This is a genomic window from Streptomyces sp. NPDC050549 (assembly GCF_040655035.1).
Classification (GTDB): Bacteria; Actinomycetota; Actinomycetes; order Streptomycetales; family Streptomycetaceae; genus Streptomyces.
Genome location: NZ_JBFAJD010000052.1, coordinates 1 through 19,381, shown reverse-complemented (window position 1 = coordinate 19,381; position 19,381 = coordinate 1). Strand labels below are relative to the sequence as shown.

Here is a 19,381-nt window from a genome sequence, read left to right as displayed (position 1 = left end):
ATCGGCAGAGTCGGTCACTTGAGTCCGGACGTGGCAGTGCTGGTGACGAAGCCGCGCTGCAGGATCAGGAAAAGGATCAGTGAGGGCAGGATGTACAGGACGGCGCCCGCTCCGACGACGGTGTAGAGGCCGGTTCCGTGCTCGTTGACGTAGCCGGTGGCCATCTTCACCGCGAGCGTCGTGCGGTCGTCGTCCAGCAGCAGGGCGGGGGCGATGTAGTCACCCCAGCTCCAGCTGAAGGAGAGGACCAGGCTGGTGGCGATGACCGGCCAGGACTGCGGGAGGAAGATCCGCCAGAAGACGCGGATCTGGCCGCAGCCGTCGATGATCGCCGCCTCTTCCAGTTCCTTGGGCATGTTGGTGAAGAACTGCCGGAAGAGGAAGATCAGGTATGGCGCTCCGGCCAGCCCCCACAACACCCACGGCACATAGGTGTTGGTCAGCCCGGCCTTGGCGAACAGCAGGTAGGTCGGGATGAGGGTGATGATCTGCGGTGTCATCATCGTGGACAGCAACAGGCCGAAGATGATCCGTTTGCCCGGCCCGCTCAGCCGGGCGAAGCCGTAGCCGGCCCAGGCCGAGGCCAGGGTGATCAGCACCGAGTAGATTCCGGCGATCGTCAGCGAGTTACGGGCGTAGCCGAAGAAGTCGAAGAGCGTCAGGGCCAGATGGAAGTTCTCCAGGGTCGGGTGGTGCGGCCACCAGTGGATGGGCACCGCTCGCAGTTCGGAGGGGTCCTTGAACGCGCTGATCAGGAGCCAGCCGAAGGGGCTGAGCACGAGCACCAGGATCGCGACCAGGAGCATGTAGACGACTTTGCGTCGGGCCAGGACCATCAGTTGTCTCCGATCGTCCGGGGCTTGTTCTTCGCAGGTTCGGGATCGACGGAGTAGAAGACCACTCCCTTGCTCAGCCTGAAGACGAGGAAGGTGACGGCCAGGACGAACGCGAAGAGCACCCAGAGCAGGGCGGAGGCATAGCCGTAGCGGCCGTTGGAGAAGTACTGCTCGAAGACGTCGATCATGATCAGCTGGTTGCTCTGGGGTACGGCCCCCACTCCCTTGGGCGTGGGATCGACCGCGATGAGGAGCGGCAGGAAACTCTGCAGAGTCGCGATGATCTGGGTGACCAGCTGGAAGAACAGGACGGGGGAGAGGAGGGGCAGCGTGATCCGGGTAAAGGACTGCCACCAGCTGGCCCCGTCCACCCGCGCCGCGTCGAGCAGTTCCGCGGGGATGTCCTGGAGCCCCGCAAGTGAGATGATCATGACATTCCCGCAGCCCCACACGGTCAGCGTGATCAGCACCCAGCGGGCGTACGGATCCTGCAGCCAGGCGAGCCCGTTGACGTCGAAGATGTCCAGCAGGCCGTTGGCCGACCCCGAGTCACGGTCGAAGATCAGCTTGAAGGTGAGGGCGGCACCGACCGGTGGCACCACGGCGGGCAGATAGACCAGTGTGCGGAACACGCCCCGGCCCCGGATCGGCTGGTTCAGCAGCACCGCGAGGAACAGACCTGCCGCGATCGTCAGCGGCACCGTGATCGCGGCGAACAGGCCGGTGCGGGCCAGCGACGCCAGGGTGTCCGGGTCGGAGAAGACCTCCCGGTAGTTGGCCAGCCCCACGTAGCGGGCGTTCGGGGACAGCCCGTCGGAATTGGTGAAGCTCAGCCACAGCGCGTAGCCCAGCGGAAAGACCGTCATGCCGAGGAAGCCCAGCAACCAGGGGCCGGTGAACATATAGAAGGCCCCCGTCCGGCGGGCCCGCAGTGAGCGGGGCCGGCGCGCTCGCGTCGAGCGGGGCCGGGTGACGGCCGCCCGCATCGGCGAACGCGCGTCCGAACCTGCGAGTTGATCGGTGCTCACCCCACCAGCTCCTTGCCCCGCGCGAGCTGTTCGTTGATCTGGGAGTTGAGCTTGCCGGCGATCTTCCCGGCCGGGGTGCCGGACTTGACAGCGTCCGGCAGCACCTTGGTCAGCACCACGTTGAGGGCGTCCACCTGGGCGTACGGGCTGACGGGCAGCACCGAGAAAAAGGCCAGCTCCCGTTGCTGGACCTCGTAGGACTGCTTGTGGAACGCAGTGTCCCGCGGCATCTTCGAGCGCAGGGAGTTCAGCGAGGGTATGCCCCAGCCGCTGGTCGCCCGGTCCTCGGCGGGCTTGCCGCCGAAGTACCACTCGAAGTACTTCCAGGCGGCCTCCTTGTTCTTGGCCTGCTTGGGGACCCAGTAGCCGGTGCCGCTGAAGCAGGGACTGACGCGGTGGCTGCCGAGCTGAGGTGCGGGGGCGAACCGTGAGACGCCGGCGATCCTGGTGTCGCCGCCGATGGTCCCGCCGTACCAGTAGCCGTCGGTGGCCATCGCCATACGGTCGGCCTGGTAGGTGGGCCAGTCCCAGCCGTCCGGGTTGGGGTTGACGACGCTCGGGCCGATGTCGGCCTTCGCGTAGTCCAGGTACCACTGCAGCGCCTTGAGCGCCTCGGGCGAGGAGAAGTCCACCGTCGCCAGGTCCTCGGCGAACAGGCTCCCGCCGGCCGACGCGGCCATCCACATGACCTGGGTGAGGGGGCCGCCCAGGGGTGTGCCGCTGAGGCCGTACACCTTCACCTTGCCGAGCCTGCGCCTGACCAGGCGCTTGCCGAGGTCCAGCCACTCGTCGCAGGACAACGGTTCGGTGTCGCTGGGGAGTTGAAGTCCGGCCGCCTCGAACATGTCGGTGCGGTACCAGAACATGCAGTCCTGCGAGTAGTCCTTCGCCATGCCGTAGCGGGGGCCGGTGCCCTGCCTCTTGGACGTGTGGTCGTAGCGCCACACGTCGTTGGCCGGGGCGAGGTCGGAGGGCTTGAGTGCGCTGCTCTTGGCGAAGTATGCGTCCAGGTCCGTCATCAGACCGCGCGCGGCGAAGTAGGGCACGTCCGTCGCGCCGATGCCGCGGACCACGTCCGGCGGGTTCTTGCCGGCGAGCATGGCGTTGAGCTTGGTGACGTCGTACGTGACGATGTCGAGGTTCATGCCGAGCGCGCGCTCGGCGTTCTGCTTGTCCTTCTTGGTCCAGGCGACGTCCATGATCGTGAGCGTCTCCTTGGCGCCCTTGACGCCGCTCCCCGAGTCCACGGAGGCGGCACATCCGGGCAGGGCAGCGGCCGAGAGAGCGGCGCCGGCGGAGGCGGCCAGAAAACGGCGCCGGTCGAGGGAGCCTCTGGGGGAAACGGGCATGACAGTGAAGCCTTTCGCGCGGGTGGAGGGCAGAGGTGTGCGGAACGGCGCTGACGCGCGGTGGAGGACGCGCGGGGGAGGGAATCGGGCCGGGCGGAGGAAGTGCTGGACACCCGGAATCGGTGTACGGCCTCGTCGGCTGCCGCCGAACACGCCGGTCCAGGAAGACAGTTGAGGGGCCGGTGCTTCGTCCTGTGTGGCGTAACGCCCCGAAACGCCTGCGACAGGAAACCGGTTGGGTGAAACTTCCGGCGAACGCTAGGTCCGTCTCGGAGTGGTGTCAAGAGTTCGGAACACCCCAAAAGCATCGCTCGGACCGGATGTTGACGTACGTCGACATCACCTTGGCGCAAGCCTCTTGACTCATCCGGCACGACGGTGGCAGCTTCTTGTATCGCTACAAGAAACCGGTTGCTAACACATTCGACACCTCGGACAAGGCAGCCGGGTCGGGATCGCGACGCCGTCCCTGCTCGCGCCCCGCGACAGCGCCTCGCAACAACGCCCCGTGCCCAACGCCCCCACGCACCTCTCCATCCACGCAGGAGCACTTCCGTGTCCCACGCCACCGCGGTCATCAACCTCGACATCCAGGGCCCGACGATCAGCCGCCACCTGTACGGCCACTTCGCCGAGCACCTCGGCCGCTGCATCTACGGCGGCTTCTGGGTCGGGGAGGACTCGCCGATACCCAACGAGGGAGGCATCCGGCTCGACGTCGTCCAGGCGCTGCGGGCCCTGAACATTCCCAACCTCCGCTGGCCCGGCGGCTGTTTCGCCGACGAGTACCACTGGAAGGACGGCACAGGCCCCCGCGACCATCGCCCCCGGATGGTCAACACCCACTGGGGCGACGTCGAGGAGAACAACCACTTCGGCACCCACGAGTTCATGGCCCTGTGCGAACTGCTGGGCGCCGAGCCCTACATCAGCGGCAATGTCGGCTCCGGCACCGTGCAGGAGATGAGCGAGTGGGTCGAGTACCTGACCCGCGACGGCGACAGCCCCATGGCCAGGCTGCGCAGGGCCAACGGCCGCGAGGAACCCTGGCGCGTGAAGTTCTGGGGGATCGGCAACGAGACCTGGGGCTGCGGCGGCAACATGCGCGCCGAGTACTCCGCGGACCTGGCCCGGCAGTACGCCACGTACTGCCGGGACCACGGCGACAACAAGCTGTACCGCATCGCCTCCGGCGCCTCGGACGACGACTACAAGTGGACCGAGACCCTGATGCAGCAGATCAGCTGCTTCGGCTGCGAGGCCACCCCGAAGAACTTCTTCCAGGGGTTGTCCGTGCACTACTACACGATCGCCGGCCCATGGGAGGCCAAGGGCAGCGCCACCGTCTTCGACACCGACGACTACTACCGGACCATGGTCGCCGCCCGCCGCGTCGACCGCATCCTCACGGGCCACTCCACGGTCATGGACGTCTACGACCCCGGGCGTACGGTCGGCCTGGTCCTCGACGAGTGGGGCACCTGGTGGGACGTCGAGCCGGGCACCAACCCGGGTTTCCTGTTCCAGCAGAACAGCCTGCGCGATGCGCTCGTGGCCGCCACGCACTTCGACATCTTCCACAAGCACGCTGCACGTCTGCACATGGCCAACATCGCCCAGACCGTCAACGTCCTCCAGGCGATGGTCCTCACCGACGGGGACGCGCTGGTCCTGACCCCGACCTACCACGTGTTCGAGATGAACAAGGGCCACCAGGACGCCACTTCGCTCGCCGTGCACCTGCGCGGCGAGGACGCGCAGCGGGACCTGCTGTCCGCGTCCGCGAGCGTCAAGGACGGGACCGTGCTGATCTCCCTGTCGAACCTGCACGCCGAGGAGCCTGCCGAGCTGACCCTCGACCTGCGCGGCCACGCGGTCGGCGAGGCGGTCGCCCGCATCCTCACGGCCGACCGGATCCAGGACCACAACACCCCCGGGGCGCCGCGGACGGTCGCCCCGCGCCCCTTCGACGACCTCAAGACCACCGAGCGGGGTCTCGCCCTGACATTGCCGCCCCACTCCTTCCTGACGGTCAGGCTGCCCCTCGCCTGACCTCCGCCCCTCCATTCCACCTGACTGACCAGGAGCCGCAGTGAACACGTACCCGACCCGTCGCAGAACCCTCCAGGCCGCCGGAGCAGCCGCCCTCGCCGCCGGTCTGTCCTCCCTGACCGCCACGGCGGCCCACGCCGGCGAGACGGCCGACGCCCCCGCGCCGCAGCTGGTCACCTACCCGATACCGTCCGGCGTCGGCACCCAGGCCAGTTTCAGGGTGCGGGTCCGTACCGCTCCCGACGGCGCGTGGCAGACGCTCTCCTGCTACGCGCCGGGAGTGAAGGAGATCAACCCCACCACCGGCTCCGGCAAGGTCTGGGGCTCCTCGATGGTGTACTTCGACTTCTGCGGGCCGGTCGAGGTGGAGGTCACCTACCTCAAGGGCGGCACCACCAAGGCCCGGGTACGGCCGGACTCGTACGGCATCACGCCCGAAGTCGGCGGCGACACCGTGGTGTTCACGCTCGACGAGCCGAAGGACGTCATCGTCCAGATCAACGACGAGATCTTCGACTGCCTGCACATCATCACCAACCGGGTCGAGAAGCACGCCCCGTCCGCCGACGACCCGGACGTCCTCTACTACGGTCCGGGCCTGCACACCGTGCCCGGCAACATCCTCACCGTCCCCAGCGGCAAGACCGTCTACCTGGCTGGCGGAGCCGTCCTCAAGGCGCAGCTCGACGTCAAGGGCGTCGAGAAGGTGACGGTCAAGGGCCACGGCGTCCTGCTCGCCCCGAACTCCTCGGTCGGCGGCCTGCGGATCGAGAACAGCAAGAACTGCCGGGTCGACGGCGTCATCTTCCTGGGGAGCGGCATCGGCTGCGGGCAGGCCGAGAACGTCCACGTCCACAAGACCCGCGTGTTCACCTGGGGCACATGGGGCGACGGCTACCCCATCTACTGCTCCAAGAACCTCACCTTCGACGGCTGCTTCGCCCGCACATCCGACGACAGCTTCTCCATCTACGCCCACCGCAACGACTTCTACGGCGACACCCGCAACCTCACCATCAAGAACTGCACCCTGTGGGCGGACGTGGCCCACCCGATCAACGTCGGCACGCACGGCAACTCCGACGACCCCGAGATGATCGAGAACCTGCTCATCAAGAACGTCGACATCCTCGACCACCGCGAGCCCCAGATGAACTACCAGGGCTGCATCGCCCTCAACGCAGGCGACTCCAACCTCATCAAGAACGTCCGCGTCGAGGACGTCCGGGTCGAGGACTTCCGCTGGGGCCAACTCCTCAACTTCCGGGTCATGTTCAACACGAAGTACAACACCTCGGCCGGCCGCGGAATCGAGGACGTCTACATCAAGAACCTCACCTACACCGGCACCCACGCCAACCCGTCCCTGTTCTTCGGCTACGACGCCGACCACGCGATCGAGAACGTCACCTTCGAGAACCTCGTGGTCAACGGCGTCGTCATCGCCGACACGATGCGCAAGCCCACCTGGTACTACACCACCGACACCGTGCAGTGGTACGCCAACGAGCATGTGACGAACCTGAAGTTCCTCACCACCGCCGAGGCCCAGGCGGCCGCCGCGTCCTGAGCGCCTTCGTGGGTCCTACGCGACCAGGCCGACGCTCACCACCCTGCCAAGAGGAGCCGGAACCCGTATGACCGATCCGCTGACGACCTTCAGCCCGGGTGAGGGCCGAAGGCCTCCGAGGGCCGCGTTCAGCTCGGACGCGCCCCGGCTGATCCTGGACGGCGACTGGAGATTCCGACTGTCGCCGTCCACCACCGAGGCCCCGACGGTCATCGAGCGGCCGGACTTCGACGATTCCGGATGGGACGAGCTGCCCGTCCCTGCCCACTGGCAGCTGCACGGCCACGGCGCTCCGATCTACACCAACATCGCCTATCCCTTTCCCCTCGACCCCCCGTACGTCCCGGACGACAACCCCACCGGTGACTACCGCCGAGTCTTCGACCTTCGCGAGGAGTGGAGCGGCCTGGGAGCGGTCCTGCGCTTCGACGGGGTGGACTCCTGCTTCACCGCCTGGCTCAACGGGCAGGAACTGGGGTGGTCGACCGGCAGTCGCCTGCCCGCCGAGTTCGACGTCACCGGCATCGTCCGGCCGGGCCACAACGTTCTCGCCGTCCGTGTCCACCAGTGGTCACCGGGAAGCTACCTGGAAGGCCAGGACATGTGGTGGCTCTCCGGTATCTTCCGGTCGGTCACGCTTCTCGCGCGTCCTCTGGGAGCGCTCGACGACTTCTTCGTGCACGCGGACTTCGACCACACCACTGGCCGCGGCACCCTGCGCGTCGACACCACCCCCGCACCCGCCCGGCTCACCGTCGAGGAGCTCGGCCTGTGGGACGTCCCCGCCCAGGGGCCGTACGACCTCGCGGCGGTCGAGCCCTGGACCGCCGAGACTCCCCGGCTGTACGCCGGTGAGCTGCGGGCCGGGGGAGAGACGATCCCCCTGCGGTTCGGCTTCCGTGCAGTCGCGGTCGAGGACGGGATGCTGAAGGTCAACGGCAGGCCCGTCCTGCTGCGGGGTGTCAACCGGCACGAGTTCCACCCCGACCACGGGCGCGTCCTCGACGAGGAGACCATGCGCGAGGACATCGTGCTGATGAAGCGCCACAACATCAACGCGGTCCGCACCAGCCACTATCCGCCGGACAGCCGGTTCCTGGAACTGTGCGACGAGTTGGGCCTTTGGGTGATGCTTGAGTGCGACCTGGAGACGCACGGCTTCTCCCTGCTGGGTGACTGGCGCGGCAATCCCAGCGACGATCCACGCTGGCGCGAGGCGTACCTGGACCGCATGCGGCGGACCGTCGAGCGGGACAAGAACCACCCCAGTGTCGTCATGTGGTCGCTGGGCAACGAGGCCGGTGACGGCTGCAATCTCCAGGCCATGGCGGAGTGGGCCAAGCGGCGCGACCCCGACCGGCCGGTGCACTACGAGCACGACTGGGGCAGTCGCTACACCGACGTGTACAGCCGTATGTACACCTCCCACGAGGAGCTCGACGCCATCGGGCGACGCGCGGAGGAGCCGCTCGCCGACCCGGTCGCCGACGCGCGGCGGCGTGGGATGCCGGCCGTCGTCGTCGAGTACGCACACGCCATGGGCAACGGTCCCGGCGGACTCGCCGAATACCAGCACCTGTTCGAGAAGCACGAACGATGCATGGGCGGCTTCGTGTGGGAGTGGATCGACCACGGCCTGCGCCAGGACGGACACTTCGCCTACGGCGGCGACTTCGGGGAGGAGTTGCACGACGGCAACTTCGTCTGCGACGGCCTGGTGTTCCCCGACCGCACCCCCTCGCCGGCCCTGGCCGAGTACAAGAAGGTCGTCGAACCGGTCCGCATCACCATGGCACCCGACGGCATCGAGATCGCCAACCTGCACGACTTCCGAGACCTCTCCCATCTGGTCCTGACCTGGTGGGTGGAACACGAAGGGGAAAGGACCGCCTCCGGCGATCTGCCGCTTCCGGCGATTCCCGCGGGCGGCCCTCCGGCCCGGCTGCCGAACCCCACGACCGACGCCACCGGCACGCTCACCGTCAGCGCCCGCCTCGCCGAGGACGAGCCCTGGGCTCCGGCCGGCCACGAGGTCGCCTGGGCGCAACGTGTCCCCGAGCAGACTTCCGGGCGCCGACCGACCCGCGGGACCAGGCCGGACCCCGGCCTGTTCGACACCCGCACCGGCCGGTTGGCCCGGCTGGGAAACCTGCCCGTCACCGGCCCCCGACTCGACCTCTGGCGCGCGCCGATCGACAACGACCGGCTCGGTCACGATCCGGTCGCGGACACCTGGCGGCGCTTCGGCCTGGACCGTCTGCACCACCGCCTGCTCGGCACGGACACCGAGGACGACGCGCTGGTCGTACGCACCCGGGTCGCCCCGGCCGGCACCGACCTCGGCATATACGCCACCTACCGCTGGCAGGACACCGGCGAGGGACTGCGCCTCACCACCGTGATCGAACCGGACGAAGGCTGGCAGGACATCCCGCTGCCCAGGCTCGGACTGCGGCTGGCCCTGCCCGCCTGGATCGACCACGTGACCTGGTACGGGCTGGGCCCAGGGGAGGCGTATCCGGACAGCCGCCGCGCCGCTCGCCTGGGCCGGCACAGCGGTACCGTCGACGAGTTGCAGACTCCGTACGTCTTCCCCCAGGAGAACGGCAGTCGGGCCGACGTCCGCTGGGCGGAACTGACCGGCCCGCGCGGCGGACTACGCGTCACCGGTGCCCCGACCTGCCACCTGACCGCCCGCCGCTGGACCAGCGAGGACCTCGACACCGCCCGGCACACCGACGAACTCCGGCCCGGGGACGCCGTACACGTCAACATCGACCTCGCCCAGCACGGACTGGGGTCCGCCGCGTGCGGCCCTCGTGTCCTGCCGCAATACGAGCTGACCGCCCGGTCCGCCCCCCTCAGCGTCACCTTCTCGGAGATTTCCGGCAGGTGATCACCGAGGCGCGTGCCCCGGCCGGTGCACGCGCCTCGGCACCCCCCACAGTTCGACCGAGTCGACCTCATCCCCCGATCAGAGCCGTTCGGGCCCGTTCGATTGGAGTCGTACATCCCATGAGCCACAACGATCTCCCCCCACTTGGGCAAGGCACCCCCCAACGCCCCCGCCCCGAACCGCTGAGCCGACGAGGCATCCTGCGCGCCGCCGGCGGGCTCGGGCTCGCCGGCGCGCTCGGCGTGGCCTCCGTAGGCTCCGCCGACGCCGCCGGCAAGCGGCACGGTGTCCGCGACCTGGCCCTCGCCGCCGCACCGTCCGTCTGGACACACCCCGGCGCCCTCCACAACCCCGGTGACATCAACCGGGCCCGGGTCAGGGTCGCCGCGGGCACCGACCCCTGGTACGCGGACTGGCAGGTGCTGACCGCCAACGCGCATTCCGCGTCCACCTGGACGGCCAACCCCCAGGAGACCGTCTACCGAGGAGGGAGCTACCCCCAGAACTACCCGATCCTCTACAACGACATCGCCGCCGCCTACCAGAACGCCCTGCGCTGGCTGATCAGCGGCGACACGGCGCATGCGGACTGCGCGGCCGCCATCTGCAACGCCTGGTCGAGCACCCTGACCACGATCTCGGGCAGCACGGACGGAATTCTGGTCGCCGGCCTCCAGGGGTGGCAGTTCGCCAACGTGGGTGAACTGCTGCGCGACTACGACGGATTCGACCTGGAGGCGTTCCAGCAGATGATGCTGAACGTCTTCTACCCGATCAACCACGGCTTCCTCAGAGACCACAACTTCACCTGCATCACCCACTACTGGGCCAACTGGGACCTGTGCAACATCGCGTCGATCCTGGCCATCGCGATCCTCTGCGAGGACGCCGACAAGTTCGACGAGGCCATCACCTACTTCCAGAGCGGCGCGGGCAACGGCTCCGTCGAACACGCGATCCCGTACCTCTACACCGACGACGACGGCTACGCACTGGGCCAGTGGCAGGAGTCCGGCCGGGACCAGGGGCACTGCCTGCTGGGGGTGGGTCAGATGGGCGCGATCTGCGAGATGGCCTGGAATCAGGGCGTCGACCTGTACGGCTACGAGGACAGCCGCTTCTTCAAGGGCGCCCAGTACGTCGCCAAGTACAACATCGGCCTGGACGTGCCCTACACCACCTACAGCTGGGGCAGCGGCACCAGCTGCACCTACAACGAGCAGACGGAGATCTCCTCGTCCGGGCGCGGCGGCACCCGCCCGGTGTGGGCGATGCTCCACAACCACTACAACCGGATCAAGCGCCTCGACGACAAGTACATCGCGGCCATGTCCGCCCTCGTCGGTATCGAGGGCGGCGGCGGCGACTACGGCTCCACCAGTGGCGGCTACGACCAGCTCGGCTTCGGCCAGCTGATGTACGCCAAGTAGTCCGGGGCGGCCCCGCGCTCCCCCCGGGGTCGCTCTTCGCATCGTTCGCGCAACGCCACACCCACGCAGGAGTATTTCCGTGCCCGACGCCAACCCCCCTGCCGAGACGGTTGTGGAGGTGGACACCCGCGCCCTGGGCAGGGCCATCTCGACCGACTTGTTCGGGGCGTTCTTCGAGGATCTCAACTACGCGGCGGACGGCGGCCTGTACGCCGAGCTGGTGCAGAACAGGTCCTTCGAGTACAGCCCGGCCGACCGGCCCGAGTGGCACTCCCTCACCGCCTGGGAGCTGCTGGAGCGGGACGGCGCCGCCGGATCACTCACGGTCGCCACCGACGACCCGCTGCACCCCGCCAACCCGCACTACGCGGTACTCACCAGCACCACCGTCGAGGGCGTGGGTCTGTGCAACGAGGGGTTCGACGGCATCCCGGTCCGGGCGGGGGAGGCGTACGACGTCAGCCTCTTCGCCCGCCTGGCCGAGGGCGCCGTCGGCCCAGTGGTCGCACGGATCGAGAGCCGGGACGGCGAACGCGTCCACGGGCAGGCGGAGTTGGGTCCACCAGGCGGCTCCTGGAGGCGCCGCACGGCGGTCATCACCTCGGAAGTCACCGACCCCGACGCCCGTTTCACCCTCGCGGTGACCGGACCCGGCACCGTCCACCTGGACCTGGTCTCACTCTTCCCACAGAACACCTTCAAGGGGCGCGCGAACGGCCTGCGCGCCGACCTGGCGCAGGCCATCGCCGACCTCAAGCCCAGGTTCCTGCGCTTCCCCGGCGGTTGCCTCGCCCACGGGCAGGGCCTCGGCAACATGTACCGCTGGTCCGAGACCGTCGGTCCGCTGCACGAGCGCCGGCAGCAGTTCAACATCTGGCACTACCACCAGTCGATGGGCCTCGGTTACTTCGAGTACTTCCAGTTCTGCGAGGACATCGGCGCCAAGCCGGTGCCTGTCGTCCCGGCCGGGGTCTGCTGCCAGAACAGCGAAGTCACCGGACAGGCGGGCCTCCCCGACGAGGACATGGGCGCCTACGTCGCCGAGGTGCTGGCCCTGGTGGAGTGGGCCAACGGTCCCGCCGACTCGCCCTGGGGCGCCGTGCGCGCCGCCGCCGGACACCCCAAACCGTTCGGCCTCGAATACCTGGGCGTCGGCAACGAGGACACCATCACCGACACCTTCCGCGACCGCTTCTCCCGCATCCACGACGCCCTGCGCGAGCACCACCCCGAGATCACCGTCATCGGCACCCTCGGCCCGGCAACCTTCGGGGAGGACTGGGAGAAGGGCTGGGCCTTCGCCCGCGAGCGGAACGTCCCCGTCGTCGATGAGCACGCGTACAAGTCGCCGCGCTGGTTGCTGGAGAACAGCCGCCGCTTCGATCGCATGGACCGCGAGGGCCCTCACCTGTACATCGGCGAGTACGGCAGCTGGTGCAACGACGGCCGTGGCGCGCTCGCCGAGGCCCTCTACATGATCGCCATGGAACGCAACGGCGACGTCGTCCGCATGGCCTCCTACGCCCCGCTGCTCGCCAAACGCGACCACACCCAGTGGCTGCCCGACCTGATCTACTTCGACAACACCAACGTCTGGACCACCCTCAACTACCACGTCCAGCAGATGCATTCGCTGAACTCGGGCGACACCGCGCTTCCCGTCACGGTCACCGGAGCGCCCCAGGCACCGGCCGTCCAGGTGAGCGACCGGCACGACATCCGCATCGGCACCGGATCCGACACCCGCGCCGAGTTCACCGATGTCTTCTGCGGCCCGGTCGGAGAAGAGCTCGTACCGGCCCCGGAGTTCCACAACTGGGGCACCCAGGAAGGTACTTGGGGTATCGATGGCGCGACCGCGGCCGGCTCGGGCGCCGGTCTGCTCCTCACGGACGCGGTGCGGGGAACGTCGTACGCCTTCTCCGTGCGGGCGAGGAAGACGGACGGCGTCGAGGGGTTCGTCCTCTGCTTCACCGGGACGACCTCCGACCGGCGGTACCGGTGGAGGCTCGGAGGCTGGGGCAACCGGGCGACCTGGCTCCAGCGGGTGGACGACGGTGTGGGGGAGGACCTCGGCGAGCGGGTGCTCGAAGGAGTGGCGAGCGGCCGCTGGTACGACCTGCGGGTGGAGGTGGACGGCCTGCGCGTGCGCTGCTACCGCGATGGCGCACTGTTGCACGACGTCGAGGATGTCCGGCCGGACCCGGAGGTCTTCGCCGTCTCGGCCGTCCGTGACAGTGTCGCCGGTGACGTGATCGTCAAGATCGCCAACACCACTCCCGACCCCGTCACCGTCCGGCTCCGTCTGTCCGGCGCGGAGGGCACCACCGGCTACGACCGCACCATGCTCACCGTCCCCCCGGACGCCACCAGCCGATACGGGCCCGCCCCGGCAACCCCCGCCCACGACCGGCTGACCGCCCCGGTCTGCGTCGTGCCGGGGCACTCCTTCACCGTCCTGCGCACGGACGCGCGGCTTAGCATGCGAGTGGATTCCCAGATCACCGACCGGGGGCGAGCGTGGTAACGATCCAGGACGTGGCAAAGGCGGCCGGAGTCTCGCCGATGACCGTTTCGAACGTCATCAACGACCATCCGAACGTCCGCCCGTCGACGCGCGAGAAGGTCCTGGAGGCGATGGCCCGGCTCGACTACCGGGTCAACGTCGCCGCCCGCAACCTGCGCAAGGGCCGTACCGGGGTCATCGGTCTCGCCGTCCCCGAGGTCAACAGTCCCTACTACGGACGGCTCGCGGTCGGCATCGTCGCCGCCGCCGAACGGCGCGACCTCCGGGTGAGCATCGAGCAGACCGCTTCCCGGGAGAACGAACTGGACGCGCTCTCGCTGTCCCGCAACCGCCTGTACGACGGGCTCATCCTCACCGCGGCGGGCATGAGCCAGGCCGACGCCGAGCGGCTCAAGGTGGAGCACCCGGTGGTCGTCCTCGGTGATCGGATCTTCGGCGGTCCTGTCGACCACGTCGCCATGCCCAACCTGGAGGCGGCCCGAGCGGCCACCAGCCATCTGATCGAGCGGGGCTGCCGACGCGTGGCGTTCCTGTGCGGGCTGCTGGAGGAGGTCGACACCTCCAGCTTCCGCCTCACCGGCTACCAGCAGGCGCTCGACGTCGCGGGCCTTCCCGCGGACCGCGCCCTGATCCAACAGGTGGACCGGCTCGGCATGCGCGAAGGCGCGCAGCGTGCCCGGGAGATGGTGGAGAGCGGGCTCGACTTCGACGGAGTGTTCTGCATCACCGACTCCCTGGCCATGGGCGTTCTGCGGGGCCTGACCGACGCCGGGATCCGAGTGCCCGACCAGGTGAAGGTGATCGGATTCGACAACGTCTCGGAGAGCGAGTTCTTCATTCCCTCCCTCTCCACCGTGGACCCGGACCACGACGGTATGGCCGAGCGCGCCGTCGACCTCCTGGTCCGCCGCATGGAGCAGACCGGGCCCTCGACGCGGCACCACGACTTCGTCGGCGACTTCGCCCTGGTGATCCGGGAGTCGACGGGCAGTTGACCCGCCGCGCCTTGCGAGCACGAACCACGAGCACGAACAAGGGAGAACCCTGTGAATCCCGTGGCCGACGCACCACTCTTCCGTGACCCGATACACGACGGTGCCGCCGACCCGGTGGCCATCTGGAACCACCGGGCCGGTGAATGGTGGCTTGTCTACACCAACCGCCGCACCACCGCCCCCGGCCCCGGCGTCTCCTGGGTCTACGGCACCGACCTCGGTGTGGCCGCATCCGCGGACGGCGGCCGCACCTGGACCTACCGTGGCACGCTTCCCGGGCTGGAGACCGAATGGGGCCGCAACACCTTCTGGGCGCCGGAGATCCTCTGGCACGAAGGCCTTTACCACATGTACGTCAGCTACATCCAAGGCATACGCGACGACTGGAACGGTGCCGCCTCCATCCGCCACTACACCAGCCCCGACCTGCAGGACTGGACCCCTCACGGAGCTCTGGACCTCGGCTCCGACCGGGTCATCGACGCCTGCGTGTTCCCGCTGCCGGGCGGCGGCTGGCGCATGTGGTTCAAGGACGACACCCACGGCTCGCTCACCTGCGCCGCCGACAGCTCCGACCTCTACCACTGGCGGCCTACCGGGCTGGCCGTCGGCCACCGCTCGCACGAGGGCCCCAACGTCTTCGAACTCGGCGGGTTCTACTGGATGCTCGTCGACGAGTGGCGAGGCCAGGGCGTGCTGAGGTCCGACGACCTGACCACGTGGGAACACCGGGGACTGATCCTCGACAAGCCCGGCAGCCGCCCCGACGACGGGACCATCGGCCTCCACGCCGACGTGGTCGTCCAGGGCGGGACGGCGTACGTCTTCTACTTCACCCATCCGGGCCGTGTCGCCCCCGTCACCGACGACGACGGCACGTACGCCACCCGCCGCTCCTCTCTCCAGGTCGCCGCCGCACGGGTCGTCGACGGCAGCCTGCGCTGCGACCGCGACGAACCCGTACGGCTCGATCTGTCCGCTGCTTTCTGACCGGCGGCACTCCGTCGGTCAGTTGAGGGTCCACTGCTGGTTGGTCTGGCCGTTGCAGGTCCACAGGACCAGTTTGGTGCCGTTGGCGGTGGCCGCCTCCGAGGCGTCCAGGCAGAGGCCTGAAAGGTTGTTGGTGACGGTGCCGTCGGAGTGGATGGTCCATTTCTGGTTGGTGCCGCCGGTGCAGTCCCAGATGATGACCTTGGTTCCGTTGGAGGTGCCTCCGCCGTCGGCGTCCAGGCACTTGTTGCCGTAGACGACGAGTTCGTCGCGTGCGGTGTGCGTGAAGGTCTGGTTCTGCCCGCCGGCGCAGTCCCAGATCTCCGCCTGGGTGGCGTCGGTGATGGTGTTCTTCTCGATGTCCACGCAGCGGTTGGAGGCGGCGCCCACCAGGGCGGTGCCGTCGGTGCCGGGGATGTTCTGGACGCGGATGGCGTCGATGTCGGGCGCGGTGCTGCCGGAAACTGCCGCGAAGCGCACGGTGTTCGTGCCCTTGGCGAGGTGAGCGAGTACGGACACGGTCCGGTAGGTCGACGACGAGCCCGTCGGCGGGAAGGAGACCATGTACGTGTACTGGCCGCCCACCTGGATGGTGGCCTGGCGGTCTGCGCTGCCGCCGTTGGCGTAGGTGACGTCGATCAGCTTGGTGCCGGCCGAGGAGGCGGTCACGCCGGTGAAGGCGGGCGTGGTGGCCGTGGTGGTGTCCTCGTACGTGGCCCCGGACGCCTCGGTGCCGGAGACGGTGAGCAGGACGGCGTCTCCCGCCGGGACGCTGGTGGTGTAACTCGTACTGAAGGAGCCCGCGTTGGTGCCGTTCCACACGTCGCGTACGGAGGCGGCGGCCGAGGTGAGACCCAGATCGGCCCAGCGGACGGTCATGGATGCGGCGGAGCCGGTGCGGTTGAGCAGGAGCACGGCGCGCTTGCCCGTACCGGCCAGGACCTTGCCGTAGACCTGAAGGTTGCGGGTGTCTTCGGCGACCTTGACGCCCTGCAGTCCGCGTGGGTCCTGGTCGATGGCGATGACCTCGCGGTTGGTGAGGATGTCGCTGGTGGTGGTGCTCATCGTGGCCAGGTTGTTGCCGGCCAGCAGCGGGGCGCCCAGGATCGACCACAGGCCCATGTGCAGCCGGTTCTGGGCGGCGGTCAGGCCGCTCATGCCGGTCATCATCATGTCGGGGTCGTCGTAGTAGCCGGTGTGCTGGGCGGCCGGGTGCAGTGCCCGGTCGAAGTTGGTGAGCATCATGGCCGTCGTGGGGGTCTGGCCCCACAGGATGACGTCGGTGCTGGTGCGCCACAGGTCGCCGTAGCCGGTGGCCCAGTTCCACGGCAGTCCGCTGCCCCACTCGCAGAAGGACAGCACGAGCTTGTGGCCGGTGACCGCGGTGGCGGCCTGGTTGGCTGCGGCGATGGCCTTGTACGTCGTCTCCTGGTCGAGGCCCTCCACCCGGCCGCCGCACCAGTCGATCTTGACGTAGTCGAAGCCCCAGCTTTGGAAGGTCTCCAGATCCTGCTGGTAGTGGCCCTCCATACCGGTGTTGGGGGCGGCGGCGCGGGTGGTGGGGTAGTAATAGCCGCAGCCGTTCTTGCCGGCGTCGGTGTAGATGCCGGCCTTGAGGCCCTTGCTGTGGATGTAGTCGGCGACGGCCTTCATGCCGCTCGGCCACAGGCCGGCGTCGACGGCGATGGTGCCGTCGGAGTTGCGGTCGCCCTGCCACCAGCCGTCGTCGAGGTTGACGTACTGGTAACCGGCCGCCGACATACCGGAAGAGACCAGAGCGTCCGTCTGCTGCTTGATGACGTCGAAGTCGATGCTGCTGGCGAAACTGTTCCACGACGCCCAGCCCATGGGCGGTGGGGTTGCTCCGATCTGGCTGGTGCTGACGGCGGCCGGCTCGGCGGACAGCGGGGCCGGCCGTTCGTGACCTGCCAGGGCCGTCAGGCCGGCCAGGCCGAGGGCGAGAACGAGGACACGAGCGGTCAGCCGACCGGCCCATCTTCGGATGGTGGTGTACGACATGGAGGCCCCCTCTGTCAGTAGCCGACGCGGAAGGTCGCGTCCTGCCGGTCCGTGGTCGTGGAGATCGGGTCGATGCGCAGCACGTAGTTCGCGTGGCGGATGTAGCGGGTCGGGTTGTTGTACGACCGGAACGAGGACCAGCTCGCGTCGGCCAGCCCCGGTGTGCGGTAGAAGGTCGCGTCCGCGGCGAACGCCGACGTGCCGTCGTTGACGTCGAGTCGGAGCTGGTAGTCGTAGTGGCGGAGGTACCTGGTCGGGTAGTTGACCGACTGGAACGAGATCCCGGCGGAGTCGGCGAGACCGGGGACCAGCTTCCACTGTGAGTCGCTGGGCGGGTCGATGGGGTATTCGTCGATGCGGCCGACGAAGTTGGAGTGGCGGACGTAACGGGCCGGGTAGTTGTAGGACTTGAGACGGTTCCAGGCGGGCGTGCCCCACTTGGCGACGAGGTTGTCGTACTCGGTCGTGCTGATGGCCGTGATGCCGCAGTGCTTGGAGTTCAGGGGCTGGGTGTAGGTCTTCTGGTCGAGGGCGGTCCACGTGCCCGAGGCGAGATCGGTGGACTGCCAGGCGTAGAAGACGCCGTTGGGGGTGTAGGTGTCGCCCCACAGGTACCAGGTGCCGGAGGTCTGGGACCTGACGAGGGTCGGGGCCTCGGTGCCGCCGTGGGCGACACCGGTGGTGAACTCCGTGAAGCTGCCGGGGGCGAGGGAGGTGGATCTCGCCCCGACGAGTGTCTGGTCCTTCTTGAAGTAGAGGTAGTTGACGCCGCCCGCGCCGACGGCCATGTCGCCGTCGATGACGTCGTAGCCCGGGTCGAAGAAGACCTGCGGGTCGGAGGCGGTGAGGAAGTCGCTGGTGTAGTTGACCATGATGACGTTGTGGCCAGTGTCGTTGACGGCGGAGTAGATGACCGCGTACTGGCCTCGCGCCGGGTCCCAGAACGCCTCGGGCGCCCAGCAGTGCGTGTTCATGCTGTGCAGCTTCAGCCGGTGGTAGCCGGTGAAGGTGCGCAGGTCCGTGGTGTACCAGACGTGGATGTACTGACTGACGTAATTCCAGTCCGTGCCCTTGAGGTCGGTGGCGAGGACGACGAAGGTGCCGTCCTGCTTGCGCAGGATGAACGGGTCGCGCAGGCCGAGATCGCCTTCGGTGGGCGTGACCAAGGGGCTGTTCTGGTTGAGCGGCATCCAGTTCAGCGAGTCCTGGCTGACGGCGAGGTGGAGGCCGTAGTCGGTTCCCTCGCCGAGGCTGGTCGACTCGGTGAAGTAGCACATCGCATACGCGGATCCGGCGGCGTGGGCGGTCCCGGCACCGAGGGCGAGTGCGCCGGACACGGCCAGGGGGGTGGCTGCGGCCATGCCGAGGAAGTGGCGGCGGGAAGGGAGGGGGCGAGCGGTCATGCGTGCTCCAAGGGGGTGTGCGGGGCCCTCAGGACGACATTCACGAGGAAGATTCGGTCGTTATATCGAACGGGGTTCGGTGAGCCGGTCGAAAATTAGAGCCTGGCCATGTGCGCGTCAATCGTGCTGTCGGTCTTTTGTGATTCCTGTGAACCCCGGGGCGTCAGGTGGAGACGCCCCGGGGCGTCGAAGTCAGCGCTTCGTGTAGATGAAGCCGACCTTGTCCAGCTCGTCGCCGGAGCGTCCGTGGAAGCCGGCGATCTGCCAGCCGGACGGGGCGGTGCGG

The 19,381-nt window shown here is 68.3% G+C and carries 12 protein-coding genes; 7 read left to right on the top strand and 5 right to left on the bottom strand.

What is annotated here, in order from left to right; translation table 11 throughout:
• Positions 1-14: 14 nt before the first annotated feature.
• Genes AB0I51_RS42975 through AB0I51_RS42965 form a run of 3 tightly spaced genes read right to left on the bottom strand, consistent with a single transcriptional unit; the run spans position 15 to position 3,213 of the window.
• Positions 15-836, bottom strand: coding sequence for a carbohydrate ABC transporter permease (locus AB0I51_RS42975; RefSeq protein ID WP_362984053.1), 822 nt, complete (start codon positions 834-836; stop codon positions 15-17).
• The gene (locus tag AB0I51_RS42970; RefSeq protein WP_362984051.1) at positions 836-1,864 is read right to left on the bottom strand and encodes a sugar ABC transporter permease; all 1,029 of its coding nucleotides are present in this window, start codon (positions 1,862-1,864) and stop codon (positions 836-838) included. Before AB0I51_RS42970 ends, AB0I51_RS42975 begins: the two co-directional genes overlap by 1 nt.
• Positions 1,861-3,213, bottom strand: coding sequence for an extracellular solute-binding protein (locus AB0I51_RS42965; protein ID WP_362984049.1), 1,353 nt, complete (start codon positions 3,211-3,213; stop codon positions 1,861-1,863). Before AB0I51_RS42965 ends, AB0I51_RS42970 begins: the two co-directional genes overlap by 4 nt.
• 555 nt (positions 3,214-3,768) lie before the next feature.
• Between AB0I51_RS42965 and AB0I51_RS42960 the strand changes: the two genes are divergently transcribed.
• From AB0I51_RS42960 to AB0I51_RS42930, 7 genes are all read left to right on the top strand, one after another.
• The gene (locus AB0I51_RS42960; protein WP_362984047.1) at positions 3,769-5,265 is read left to right on the top strand and encodes an alpha-N-arabinofuranosidase; all 1,497 of its coding nucleotides are present in this window, start codon (positions 3,769-3,771) and stop codon (positions 5,263-5,265) included.
• Between the two features lie 40 nt (positions 5,266-5,305).
• Positions 5,306-6,835 carry a right-handed parallel beta-helix repeat-containing protein gene (locus AB0I51_RS42955; RefSeq protein ID WP_362984045.1) on the top strand — a complete coding sequence of 510 codons (1,530 nt, stop codon included), beginning with the start codon at positions 5,306-5,308 and terminating at the stop codon, positions 6,833-6,835.
• A gap of 67 nt (positions 6,836-6,902) precedes the next feature.
• The gene (locus tag AB0I51_RS42950; protein WP_362984043.1) at positions 6,903-9,731 is read left to right on the top strand and encodes a glycoside hydrolase family 2 TIM barrel-domain containing protein; all 2,829 of its coding nucleotides are present in this window, start codon (positions 6,903-6,905) and stop codon (positions 9,729-9,731) included.
• Between the two features lie 119 nt (positions 9,732-9,850).
• Positions 9,851-11,161, top strand: a complete 1,311-nt coding sequence (locus tag AB0I51_RS42945; RefSeq protein WP_362984041.1) for an alginate lyase family protein — start codon at positions 9,851-9,853, stop codon at positions 11,159-11,161.
• Positions 11,162-11,240: 79 nt separating this feature from the next.
• On the top strand, positions 11,241-13,688 hold the full coding sequence (locus tag AB0I51_RS42940) for an alpha-L-arabinofuranosidase C-terminal domain-containing protein (protein ID WP_362984039.1): 2,448 nt from the start codon (positions 11,241-11,243) through the stop codon (positions 13,686-13,688).
• Positions 13,682-14,683, top strand: coding sequence for a LacI family DNA-binding transcriptional regulator (locus AB0I51_RS42935; protein WP_362984037.1), 1,002 nt, complete (start codon positions 13,682-13,684; stop codon positions 14,681-14,683). Before AB0I51_RS42940 ends, AB0I51_RS42935 begins: the two co-directional genes overlap by 7 nt.
• A 60-nt stretch (positions 14,684-14,743) precedes the next feature.
• A complete protein-coding gene (locus AB0I51_RS42930) occupies positions 14,744-15,673 on the top strand; it encodes a glycosyl hydrolase (RefSeq protein ID WP_362984035.1) in 930 nt (309 codons plus the stop codon).
• Positions 15,674-15,691: 18 nt separating this feature from the next.
• On the opposite strand, the gene AB0I51_RS42925 is transcribed toward AB0I51_RS42930, so the two are convergent.
• Positions 15,692-17,692, bottom strand: coding sequence for a ricin-type beta-trefoil lectin domain protein (locus AB0I51_RS42925; RefSeq protein ID WP_362984033.1), 2,001 nt, complete (start codon positions 17,690-17,692; stop codon positions 15,692-15,694).
• Positions 17,693-17,706: 14 nt separating this feature from the next.
• Entirely contained in the window at positions 17,707-19,095 is a 1,389-nt protein-coding gene (locus AB0I51_RS42920) for a glycoside hydrolase family 43 protein (RefSeq protein WP_362984031.1), read from the bottom strand.
• Between the last annotated feature and the right edge of the window lie 286 nt (positions 19,096-19,381).